Origin of the sequence: Nocardioides silvaticus (assembly GCF_003160695.1) — a bacterium.
Lineage (GTDB): Bacteria > Actinomycetota > Actinomycetes > Propionibacteriales > Nocardioidaceae > Nocardioides > Nocardioides silvaticus.
The window spans coordinates 70,530-81,102 of the sequence record NZ_QGDD01000013.1; the positions used below are offsets into that span (position 1 = coordinate 70,530).

Genomic DNA, 10,573 nt, shown 5'->3' on the forward strand with positions numbered 1-10,573 from the left:
TCACTGCTCGTCCCCCAGGATGCGCGGCACGCTGAACCGGCCGTCCTCGCTGGCGGGAGCCCCCGACAGCGCCTGCTCGGCGGTCAGGCTCGGCGTCACGACGTCCTCGCGGAACACGTTGGTGAGCGGGATCGGGTGCGACGTCGGCGGGACGTCGTCACCGGCGACACCGCGGATGGACGCGACCGACTCGAGGATCACGGCGAGCTGCGGGGCCAGGTGGTCCAGCTCGGCGTCGTCGAGGTCGATCCGGGCGAGGTCGGCCAGGTGCGCCACCTCGTCTCGGGAGATCTCAGGCATACCGCTCATCCTAGGGTCCGCGCACCCCGCGGGCCGCGCCGGGAGTCGGGGCCTGCAACCGCGGGGCAAGTGCGTTGCAAGCGGGCCGGCACAGGGTGGTCGCACCACCTCGGAGAACATCCGTCCAGCAAGGAGCGACCCGCATGTCCGCCCATCCGGCCACCCCGTCCCCCGAGATCGTCGACACCAGCGCGATGCCGGCGATCCACACCTTCTTCCGGCGCGAGTTCCGGCTGGCCGGCAGCCTGGTCCGCGGCGTCGCCGACGGCGACCGGGCGAGAGCCGCCGTGGTCGTCGACCACCTCGACTTCCTGCACCGCGCGCTCCACCACCACCACGGGATCGAGGACGACCTGCTCTGGCCGCTGCTCCTGGAGCGGGTGCCGGAGGAGCTGGCGCCCATCGTGCACCTGATGGAGTCCCAGCACGCCCGGATGGAGGAGCAGCTGGACGCGTTCGTCGACCTGCTCCCCCGGTTCCGGGCCACCGCGTCGGCCGCCGACCGCGACCGTCTGGCCGACCTGGTCGACACCCTCTACGTCCACCTCGTCGAGCACCTCGACGCCGAGGAGGAGCGGCTGTTGCCGATCGCGGCCCGGAACATGACGAGGAAGGAGTGGGACGCGCTCGGGGAGGCCGGTCGCGCCCGGGGCGAGCGAGCGGACGCGACGCTGTTCCTCGGCATGGTCCAGCACGACGCCGACCCGGCGGGCTTCGCCGGGATGATCGCCGACGCGCCGCCGCCCGTCCGGTGGCTGCTGCCGAAGCTCGCCCGCCGTCGGTTCCGCCGCCACGCGCAACAGGTGCACGGCACCGTCACGCCATGAGGAAGTCCCGGCACGACACCGGGCCGTCCGGCTAGCGCCGTCCAGGGCGGCTAGGTCAGCCGGCCGAGCTCGGCCTCGCTCATCGCGACCCATCGGGGGAGGCCGAGGTCGGCGTGAGTCCCGCGCGAGGCCTCCAGGTGCTCGCGTGCGCCCGCAACGTCGCCGAGGCACGCCGCGAGCCGCCCGAGCGTCAGCCGGATGCTGCCGCGGAACCCCACGGGCGCCGAGTAGGCCACCCGGTCGGCGTACGGCGTCAGGTCGGCCAGCAGGTCGGTCGCGGCGGCACGGTCGTCCAGGGCCGTCCAGATCTCCGCCCTGATCGTGGCGAAGACCAGCCACAGGTAGTCCCAGGTCAGCGGCGGCTGCTCCGACCAGGCGCCGACCAGCGCGCGGAGCTCGTCCAGCCGTCCCGCACGCACCAACGCGAGCTGGTGCAGCTCGCGCAGCGCCGGGTGGAAGTCGCGGAGCCCGCGGAGCATGGGCTCCAGCTCCGGCAGCCGTCCCTGCGCGTCGCGCAGCTGGGCCAGCTGGCACAGGCCGATCCCGTTGCCGGACATGGCGAGCGTCGCCTGGAACGCCTCGGTCTCGCCGATGGCCGCCTCCGCGGCCTCGAAGTCCTCGTCCATCTGCTTGCGCAGGGCCAGAGCCCAACCGGTGATCATCCGGTTCTCCGAGAGGCGGTGCCGCTCGGCGAGCTCGTGAGCCCGGGTGACGTCGGACAGCACGTCGGGCAGCCGCCCCAGCTCGGCCCGGTTCTGCGCGCGGGCGGACAGGGCGGAGGCGAGGCTCAACGGGTCGCCGATCCTCGTGGCGCGCTCGACGATCTCGTCGGACAGCGGGATCCGGTGGTGCAGCAGGTCGGGCCGCAGCAGCGCGTTCTGCGCGAGCCGTAGCACCGCCAGCTCCTTCCGTCCGTGGCCGCCGGTGCGTCGTACGGCGGCCACGGCCTCGTCCGCGAGCCGGGTCGACTCCGCGTGCGCGCCCGGCTTGGTCAGGTGCTCGGCGGCGAGCGCCGCGGTGAGGTGCGCCCGGGTGAGCTCGTCGTGCACGGGCGAGTCCAGCACCCGGCGCCACAGCGCGATCGCGTCGTCGTCGTAGTCCGGGTGGACGCGCCACCCCCACACGGTCCCGTCGGTGATCGTGAGCAGCGCGCTCGCCGCGGCCGCGAGGTCGTCGCGAGCGAGCGCGGACTCGGCAGCGGCCCGGGTCGGCGCCCACGCCTCGACCGGACGGCCGACGCGGACCAGTGCCCGCGTCAGCCCCAGCAGCACCGGCTCCCGCTCGACCGCCTCGACCGTGGGGTCGCCGTCCTGGAGCCTCCGGGCCTCGCCGTACAGCCGCAACGCCTCGTCGTAGGCCGACCGCTCGGCCGCGGCCTCCGCTGCCTGGCGGGCGAAGACCCACCCGGACCGGGCGTGGGCGGGCCCCGCCAGCCGGTAGTGCTCGGCGAGCTCGTGGAGGTGGTCGTGGACCCGGCCGGCGTGCACGTCCTCGACGGCCGCCGCCACCAGTGCGTGCAGCCGGGCCCGCTGCGGCGCCGGCGTCGCCTCGTAGAGCGCGTCCCGCACGAGCGCGTGGCTGAACCGGAAGCGCCCCGGCCCTTCCTCACCGACCAGGCCACGCACCTGCGCGGCCTCGATGGCCGCCTCGGCGGTCTCGTCGTCGGACTGCCCGGCCCGGACGACCACGGCCAGGTCGAAGGAACGGCCGGCGACGGCCGCCGTCCGGAGCAGGGCGACCGCCTCGTCGCTGAGCTGCGACAGCCGGTGCCGTACGACGTCGCGCACACCGCCTGGCACCTGGCCCCAGGCGGCCGCCGTCGGATCGGTCAGGGCGCCCTCGCTCACGAGCAGCCGCACCAGCTCGGTGACGTAGAACGGGTTGCCGTCGGTGCGCCGCGCCAGCTCAGCAGCGACCTCTTCCGGCACCGGGCGGGCCGTCTGCTCCGAGACCCAGGCGCCGATGTCGGCCGCCGAGAGGCCGTCGAGCTCGATGCGCACCGGGTCGACGCGGGCGAGCGCGGCGAGCAGGTCGGCGACCGCGTCGCTGATCTCGGCAGGGTCGGACCGCACTGCGACGACGATCACGAGCGGCATCGTCGCCAGGTCGGCCGCGATCCTCCGCAGGAGGCGGAGGCTGCCGGCGTCCGCCCAGTGCACGTCGTCGAGCACCAGCAGCGAGGGCGCACCTCCACCGTCCACACCGAGGGCGTCGCGCAGCGCGTCGGCCTGCCGGAAGCTGGCCGACGCGACGTCGACGTCGTCGCCGACATCGAGCACGTCGGTCCGGCCGAGCAGCTGGTGGACGGCACGGGTCCATCCCCAGAGCGCGGGGACGGCGTCGGCCTCCCAGCCGCCGCGGCCGGTGCGGAAGCCCCGAGCCGTGGCGAGCGCGGTGAGCTCGTCGGACAGCCGGGTCTTGCCGATGCCCGGCTCCCCACTGAGGATCACGACCCGGCCGCGTCCCCGGGTGGCGTCGTCGAGCGCGGCTGCGGCGCGCGGGAGGTGGGCCTCCCGACCGTGCAGCACCGGCGGCTGGGCCGGCACCGGAGTGGCGGCCGGCGGCGGGGCGGCGGTCGCAGGGGGTGCGGCCGCCGCGGCTGCCGGGACGTCGAGCTCCGGGTCGTGCCGGAGGATCGCCTCCTCCAGCCGGCGCAGCTCCGGTCCCGGGTCGACTCCGAGCTCGTCGGCGAGGTGCTCGCGAGCGCGCCGCAGGGCGGCGAGAGCGTCGCCCTGCCGAGCCGATCGGTAGAGGGCGAGGGCGAGCAGGGCCCAGAGCCGTTCGCGGAGGGGCTCTAGCCGGGTCAGCTGCTCGAGGTCGGCCACCGCCTCGAGGTGCTCGCCGCGGCGGATCCGCAGCTCCCACAGGTCCGCCACCGCGCCGGCACGGAGCTCGTCGAGGCGGGTCGCCTCCGCCCGCAGGGACGGGCTGTCGAGGCCCTGGTAGGGCGTGCCCCGCCACAGCGCCAGGGCCTCGGTGAGGCCGGCGACGGCCGCGTCGGGCTCGGCCCCGGCGCGGGCGCGGGCGGCGCGGACCGTCGCCACGAACCGCCGGGCGTCGACCGCGTGCTCGTCCACGTCGAGCGCATAGCCCCCGACGTGGGTCCGCAGCCGGTCCGCCGGGCGGCGGGCGTCCCGGTCCGGCTCGAGCGCCCGACGGAGCCGGGCGACGTACGACTGCAGCGACGCCTCCACCCGGGCCGGCGGCCCCTCCGGCCAGACCTGGTCGATCAGCTGCTCGACCGGCACCGCCCGGCCCTCGGCCGCGACGAGCAGGCCGAGGAGTGCACGCGGCTTGCGACCACCCAGGTCCACCGGCTCACCGGCCACGTGCACGTCGAGGTCGCCGAGCACGCTCACCTGCATGCGCAGAGGCTAGGCGGGGCGGGTCGCCCCGGAGGTGGTTTCAGGCGATCCGCTCCACCGTGCGCGGCGCCGACCGCACCGGCCGCGGGGCGCCGGCCACGGCGATGCCGAGGGTGAACACGGCGATCGACATGGCGGCCCCCGCGAAGACCGGGGTGAACTCGGTGTCGGGGAAGAGGACCGTGAGCGGCACCGAGAACGCGTGCAGCAGGCCGGCGACCGCCCCGACCACGGCGACGACCCGGCGCCAGCCACGCCACACCCGGCCGAACGCGAGGGCGAGGAACACCAACGCCCACCCGGTGACCGGGTAGAGGACGGTGGCCAGCCCGATGTGGCCGAACGCCACCGGCGCGGCGTCGCCGGCGGCGAGCCGGTCGGAGTCGATCACGGCGGCGAGGTGCGCGACGGTCTCGACGACGTACGCCGACACGGCGACCGCCGCGAAGCCCAGGGTGCGCTGCACGCTGGTCGGCCAGACCCGGCGCCGGTGGGCCATCCAGAGCCCGGTCGCCAGCAGCACCGTGCTCAGGACGATCAGGCTGTGGCCGGGGACCCAGGCGCTGTCGGCGGTCATGACGGCGAGCTCCTTGCGGAGCGGGTCCTCGGAGTCCGACGACGGGTGCATCGGCGCACCGGCGAGGAGGGCCACGCCGGAGGCGGCCAGGACCAGGCGCCAGCCGTGGGCGTGGAAGAAGGTCATGGTGGTGGTGTCTTCGGGGTAGTTCATGAGCAGACCGTCCCCCGCGCCGCTTGCAGAGCGCTTGACGACGACTGGACCGGTGCTGCTATGCAGAGGACCGGGCTCGGGACCGAAGGAGAACGACATGAACCAGCGCGGAGGCCTGTTCCGCACGAAGACCGTCGAGCAGTCGATCGCTGAGACGGACGAGCCGGAGCACAAGCTCCGGAAGGACCTCACGGTCATCGACCTCATCGTGTTCGGCGTCGGGGTCATCATCGGCGCGGGGATCTTCGTGATCACCGGGACGGTGGCCAAGACCAACGCCGGCCCCGCGATCACGATCTCCTTCGCGATCGCCGGTCTCGCCTGCGCGCTCGCTGCGCTCTGCTACGCCGAGTTCGCCTCGACGGTGCCGGTGGCCGGCAGCGCCTACACGTTCAGCTACGCGACGTTCGGCGAGCTGATCGCGTGGATCATCGGCTGGGACCTGGCCCTGGAGTTCACGATCGGCGCCGCTGCCCTGTCGACCAGCTTCTCCGGCTACTTCCAGGAGGTGATGGAGGGGACGCCGTTCGAGGTCCCGGCCCAGCTCGGGTCGGCCGCCGACGGCACGATGGACCTCCCGGCCATCCTGATCGCGCTCCTCGTCACCGGCGTCCTCATCGCCGGCATCAAGCTGTCGAGCCGGCTCAACCAGATCGTCGTGGCGGTCAAGCTGCTCGTCATCGCGGCGGTGATCGTCTTCGGCGTCTCCCACATCAAGGTCGGCAACTGGACGCCGTTCGTCCCCGACTCGGAGCCGGTCGAGGAGAGCTCGGCCGGGTTCATGGACGCCACCCTCATCAGCTGGCTGTTCGGCCTCGACCCCGCGGTCTACGGCATCGCCGGGATCATCTCGGCCGCCTCGGTCGTGTTCTTCGCGTTCATCGGGTTCGACATCGTCGCGACCACCGCGGAGGAGACCCGCAACCCGCAGCGCGACGTGCCGCGCGGCATCCTCGGGTCGCTGGCGATCGTCACGGTCCTCTACATCGCGGTGAGCCTGGTGATCACCGGCATGCAGAAGTACTCCGACATCGACGCCGCGGACGCTGCGCCGCTGGCCACCGCGTTCGACGCCGTCGGCATGGACTGGATGGGCCGGCTGATCGCGATCGGCGCGTGCATCGGGCTGATCGTCGTCGTGATGATCCTGATGCTCGGCCAGACCCGGGTCGCGTTCGCGATGGCGCGCGACGGCCTGCTGCCGCCGGCGCTGGCGAAGGTGCACCCCACGTTCCGCACGCCCTGGGTCATCACCGCCGTCACCGGGGTCGCCGTCGCCATCATCGGCGGGCTGGTCGACCTCGAGACGCTGGTGCACCTGGTCAGCATCGGCACCCTCTTCGCGTTCGTGCTGGTGAGCATCGGCGTGGTGGTGCTGCGGCGGACCCGCCCCGACCTGCCGCGCGCGTTCCGGACGCCCGCCGTCTGGGTCGTGGCGGTCGCCTCGTCGCTGCTGTGCTTCTACCTGATGCTCAACCTGACCGGCGGCACCTGGGTGCGCTTCCTGGTCTGGATGGCGCTCGGCCTGGTCGTCTACCTGGTCTACGGCCGGACCCACAGCCGCCTCGCCCGCCGGGCCAAGGAGGGCGAGGCGCAAGAGGTCGGCTGATCCCGCGTCCAACCTCTTCCACGTCCGGCGGCATCTGACAGGGTGACCGACAAGGACAGGGAGAGTCGATGACGCGACCACCGACCGATGAGGAGTTCGCCGAGCTCGTGCACGCGTGCTGGGCGAGCCTCTACCGCACCGCCTACCTGATGCTCGGCGACGCCGCCGATGCGGAGGACCTGGTGCAGACCGCGCTGGCGAAGACCTACGCCAACTGGCGCCGGGTCCGCAGCGTGGAGGCCGCCCCGGGCTACGCCCGGACGACGCTGGTCAACACGGCCGCGTCGTGGTTCCGCAAGAAGGGCTGGCGCAACGAGCGCCCGACCGACGTGCTCCCGGAGAGCCCGGGGTCGACCCACGAGCCCGACCTCAGCGACCGCGCGACGGTGATCGACGCGCTCGGCACCCTTCCCCCGCGGCAGCGAGCGGTCGTCGTGCTCCGTTACTACGAGGACCTGACCGTCGCGCAGGTCGCCTCCGCCCTCGGTGTCACCGAGGGGACCGTGAAGTCCCAGACCTCCGAAGCACTCAGCAAGCTTCGTGCGCTGCTCGGTGACAGCGTCATCCCGGCAGGAGCGAACCATGACTGAACGACTCAAGCAGCTGCTCGACGGCGAGGCGCTCGGCCTCGACGTGCCGCCCCCGGCCACCGACGCCGTGCTCCACCAGGGCCGCGGCCTGCGCCGGCGCAACCGGCTGACCGTCGCCGGCGGCGCGGTCGCCGCGGCGATCATCGTCGGCGGCAGTGCCGTCGCGTTCACGGGGGGTGGCGGCGGAGGCGGTGGCGACGCCGCCGACCCGGCCGGCCCGAGCGCACCGGCGGTGGGTGACGACGCCGTCTTCTCCTTCGGCAACCACGTGTTCTACGACGGCCCCGGCAACGTCGCGGTGATTGACGACGCGGCTGTGAAGTCGCTCTACTACACCTCCGCCGGCGTGCTCGTCCGGCACGGGAACAACCCCTACAGCGACGGCGGTGGGCCGCAGCGGTTCTCGCTGGTGACGCCCGACGGTGACGTCCGCCGGCTCGGCCTCGTCACCGAGGAGACCGTGCACGCGACCGACTCCGCGCAGCCGTACGTCGCCTACGGCGAGGCCGTGGACGGCGAGCTCCAAGTGGTCGTCTACGACGTCGAGGCCGACGCCGAGGCGGCCCGCGTGGATGTGGCCCCGACCAGCGACGGCTGGTTCCCGGTGGCGATCGACGGCTCGACGGTGTACGTCCAGAACGGCTACGACAGCGGCGTCTTCGCGGTCGACTGGGAGGACGGCACGGTCGCGGAGTCCGATCTCGACACCTTGTGGGAGGTCGGGGGTGGCCGGATGGCCACCGAGGGCGATGGCGGCGCTGCCTCCATCATCGACCTCGCGACCGGTGAGGACGTGCTCACGGCGGACGGTCCTGGCTACTTCGACCTCTCCCCCGACGGCAGGTACGCCCAGCTGGTCGAGGAGGACGTCTTCGACGCCGAGCCCGGTGGCGGCGTCACGGTCTACGACGTCGAGACCGGCGACTCGGTCAGCCTCGAGGGCGATGCCTTCGGCTGGGGCTGGACCGCCGACGGTGACCTGTTCCGTGTCGGCAAGGACACCGTCACCACCTGCGACCCGGCCACCGGCGAGTGCACGGACGCGCCGTACGACCAACCCGCCAGGTCCGAGGCCGGCGGCGGCCCGGAGGCGCCGTACCTCAAGCTCGGCGGGATGACCTACGAGTCCTGATCCTCGGCGGACTCAACGGACGTGCCGGGCCAGGAAGCGGCCGGTGCGCTCCATCGAGGCGAAGAACTGCGGACCGAAGGCGTGGCCCTCACCGGGATACTCGGTGAGGGTCACGTCGACCCCGTCCCGCTCCATCAGCCGCGCGGTCTCGCGGCTCCACCGAATCGGGCAGGTGTCGTCGAGGGTGCCGTGGTGGATGAGCACCGGCTCTGAGATCTGGTCGAAGTAGGTGCGGGCGCTGATGCCTTCCCAGAACTCCGGATCGTCCTTCGGTAGCCCGTGCGACCGGCGGAGCGCAGCGACGATGTCACTGCGCGTCGGGTCGCTCCCGATCCACCGGTCGTAGTTGTCGACCGCGTCGGAGCTGACCGGCGCCCAGACCACGCCCGCGTCGACCAGCCCCGGCTGCGCGACCAGCACGTTGTAGACGACGCCGCCGCCCATCGACCGCCCGCCGACGGCCATCCGGTCGTCGTCGACCGGGCCGTCCCACGCGCGGAGGGCGAGGACGGCGTTGACGACGTCCTCGGTGTAGCCCATCCGCATGTCGGCCTCGCCCACCCCGCGCTCGGCGAGTGCGGTGTCGTCGGAGCCCGCGTGGTTGCGGTAGTCGACGTGCAGGGCGATGTACCCGTTGTTCGCGAACCACTCGCGCTCGCGGGTCATCCCCTGCCCGTTCACGTAGTAGGCCGGGTCGATGTAGCCGTGGGCCAGCACGATCGCGGGGAACGGCCCCTTCCCCTCCGGGATGGCGATCCGCCCGGAGATCGTCAGGCCGCCGCCGCGGTAGGTCACCTCGTACTGGCGCTGGGTCGAGGTCGTGTAGACCTCGGCTCCGAGCCGGAGCCGACGTCCGTCGTACTCCTTGGCCATGAGGGCGGGCAGCGAGACCGGGTCGGGCTTCTCGGTCGGCTCCTCGCTCGGCTCCCCGGACTCCTCCGGTGCGGGTGGCGCCGACGAGTCGGTCTCGTCGGCTGACGCGGTCGGGGACGGGGCCGGGTTGGGCTCGGCGTCGTCCGGCCGGTCGTCGGGATCGGTGCACCCGACCAGCACGAACACGCAGCACGTCACCGCCGCCAGCAGCCGCTTCACGTCCCCAGTGTGCAGGGCTGTGAGAAAAACCCGCAGGGCTGTCGATCCCGGCGTGCGACCGCGCCGGCATCCGTTCACGGAGCCGGTCGAGAAGGCCTTCGGTCGTCGAGCAGGTCGCCATCGGTCGTCGAATAGGCCGAGCGCTCTGGCGCGAGGCCGTATCGAGACGCGTTGCGATCACTGCGGCCTCGCGGCTGTGGGTGGTTGCGACCGCCGTCCGGTCGTCGAGTAGGCCGAGCGCTCTGGCGCGAGGCCGTATCGAGACGCGGTGCCTTTGCCTGCGGCCTTGCGGCAGTGGGTGGTGGCGACCGAAAGGGCTTCCGACGGGGGCGAGGAGGGCGCGGGTTGCGCGCCGACGCCGACTGACGGGCCGCGCCTTTCGGTCGTCGAGCAGGTCGCCATCGGTCGTCGAGGAGGAACCGAGCCGCTATCGGTCGTCGAGTAGGCCGAGCGCCCTGGCGCGAGGCCGTATCGAGACGCCGCACCTCTGCCCGCGACCTCCCGGCTGTGGGTGGTGGCGACCGCCGTCGGTCGTCGAGTAGGCCGAGCGCTCTGGCGCGAGGTCGTATCGAGACGCCGTGCCTCTGCCCGCGACCTCCGGGCTGTGGGTGGTGGCGATCGAAAGGGCTTTGGACGGAGCAAGGAGGGCGGGTGGGCGCCCCGGCCGGCGGGCCCCAGATTCTCTCGGATAGATCGCGTACAACTCTTGCTGTTCGAACACCTGTTCGATAGACTGAGCGCATGACTTCTCCCGGGGCGCTCGAGACGGCAACCGCCGTCCTCGACCACGCCCGGGAACTCGCCGAGGTCCCATGGGACCAGCTCACCGGCGCCGAGGCGGTACAGGCCGCCGCTGCCCTCGCCCAGGTCAAGGCCCTGGTCGACGGCGCGCTGGTCGGCCTGGCCGAGCAGCTGGAGTCCACCGGTG

9 protein-coding genes are annotated in these 10,573 nt (G+C 73.1%); 5 read left to right on the top strand and 4 right to left on the bottom strand.

All coding sequences use genetic code 11. From position 1 onward, the window contains the following. Positions 1–300 carry an Asp-tRNA(Asn)/Glu-tRNA(Gln) amidotransferase subunit GatC gene (gene gatC / locus DJ010_RS21130; protein ID WP_109697435.1) on the bottom strand — a complete coding sequence of 100 codons (300 nt, stop codon included), beginning with the start codon at positions 298–300 and terminating at the stop codon, positions 1–3. 143 nt (positions 301–443) lie between these two features. Here gatC and DJ010_RS21135 point away from each other — a divergent pair, with 143 nt between their 5' ends. Then, a complete protein-coding gene (locus DJ010_RS21135) occupies positions 444–1,127 on the top strand; it encodes a hemerythrin domain-containing protein (protein ID WP_109697436.1) in 684 nt (227 codons plus the stop codon). A 50-nt stretch (positions 1,128–1,177) separates the two neighbouring features. Here DJ010_RS21135 and DJ010_RS21140 read toward each other — a convergent pair whose 3' ends face one another. Beyond that, on the bottom strand, positions 1,178–4,492 hold the full coding sequence (locus DJ010_RS21140) for an ATP-binding protein (protein WP_109697437.1): 3,315 nt from the start codon (positions 4,490–4,492) through the stop codon (positions 1,178–1,180). Between the two features lie 40 nt (positions 4,493–4,532). Next, a complete protein-coding gene (locus DJ010_RS21145; protein WP_109697438.1) occupies positions 4,533–5,222 on the bottom strand; it encodes a hypothetical protein in 690 nt (229 codons plus the stop codon). A gap of 97 nt (positions 5,223–5,319) precedes the next feature. Between DJ010_RS21145 and DJ010_RS21150 the strand changes: the two genes are divergently transcribed. The 3 genes from DJ010_RS21150 (at position 5,320) to DJ010_RS21160 (ending at position 8,553) form a co-directional block, all read left to right on the top strand. Beyond that, the gene (locus DJ010_RS21150; RefSeq protein ID WP_109697439.1) at positions 5,320–6,831 is read left to right on the top strand and encodes an amino acid permease; all 1,512 of its coding nucleotides are present in this window, start codon (positions 5,320–5,322) and stop codon (positions 6,829–6,831) included. A gap of 68 nt (positions 6,832–6,899) precedes the next feature. Then, positions 6,900–7,421 carry a SigE family RNA polymerase sigma factor gene (locus DJ010_RS21155; protein WP_109697440.1) on the top strand — a complete coding sequence of 174 codons (522 nt, stop codon included), beginning with the start codon at positions 6,900–6,902 and terminating at the stop codon, positions 7,419–7,421. Further along, positions 7,414–8,553 carry a YncE family protein gene (locus tag DJ010_RS21160; protein ID WP_109697441.1) on the top strand — a complete coding sequence of 380 codons (1,140 nt, stop codon included), beginning with the start codon at positions 7,414–7,416 and terminating at the stop codon, positions 8,551–8,553. The genes DJ010_RS21155 and DJ010_RS21160 overlap by 8 nt, the downstream gene beginning before the upstream one ends. Before the next feature lie 12 nt (positions 8,554–8,565). Here DJ010_RS21160 and DJ010_RS21165 read toward each other — a convergent pair whose 3' ends face one another. Next, complete coding sequence (locus tag DJ010_RS21165; RefSeq protein ID WP_245927780.1) at positions 8,566–9,645, bottom strand: alpha/beta hydrolase family protein; 1,080 nt, start codon at positions 9,643–9,645, stop codon at positions 8,566–8,568. A 741-nt stretch (positions 9,646–10,386) separates the two neighbouring features. Here DJ010_RS21165 and DJ010_RS21170 point away from each other — a divergent pair. Next, positions 10,387–10,573 (top strand): hypothetical protein (locus tag DJ010_RS21170; protein WP_146207429.1); only part of this gene is annotated, 187 nt, incomplete at its 3' end.

Coding starts and splice junctions, on each gene's coding strand:
- gatC (WP_109697435.1), bottom strand. CDS start 300: ATGCCTGAGATCTCCCGAGACGAGGTGGCGCACCTGGCCGACCTCGCC.
- DJ010_RS21135 (WP_109697436.1), top strand. CDS start 444: ATGTCCGCCCATCCGGCCACCCCGTCCCCCGAGATCGTCGACACCAGC.
- DJ010_RS21140 (WP_109697437.1), bottom strand. CDS start 4,492: ATGCAGGTGAGCGTGCTCGGCGACCTCGACGTGCACGTGGCCGGTGAG.
- DJ010_RS21145 (WP_109697438.1), bottom strand. CDS start 5,222: ATGAACTACCCCGAAGACACCACCACCATGACCTTCTTCCACGCCCAC.
- DJ010_RS21150 (WP_109697439.1), top strand. CDS start 5,320: ATGAACCAGCGCGGAGGCCTGTTCCGCACGAAGACCGTCGAGCAGTCG.
- DJ010_RS21155 (WP_109697440.1), top strand. CDS start 6,900: ATGACGCGACCACCGACCGATGAGGAGTTCGCCGAGCTCGTGCACGCG.
- DJ010_RS21160 (WP_109697441.1), top strand. CDS start 7,414: ATGACTGAACGACTCAAGCAGCTGCTCGACGGCGAGGCGCTCGGCCTC.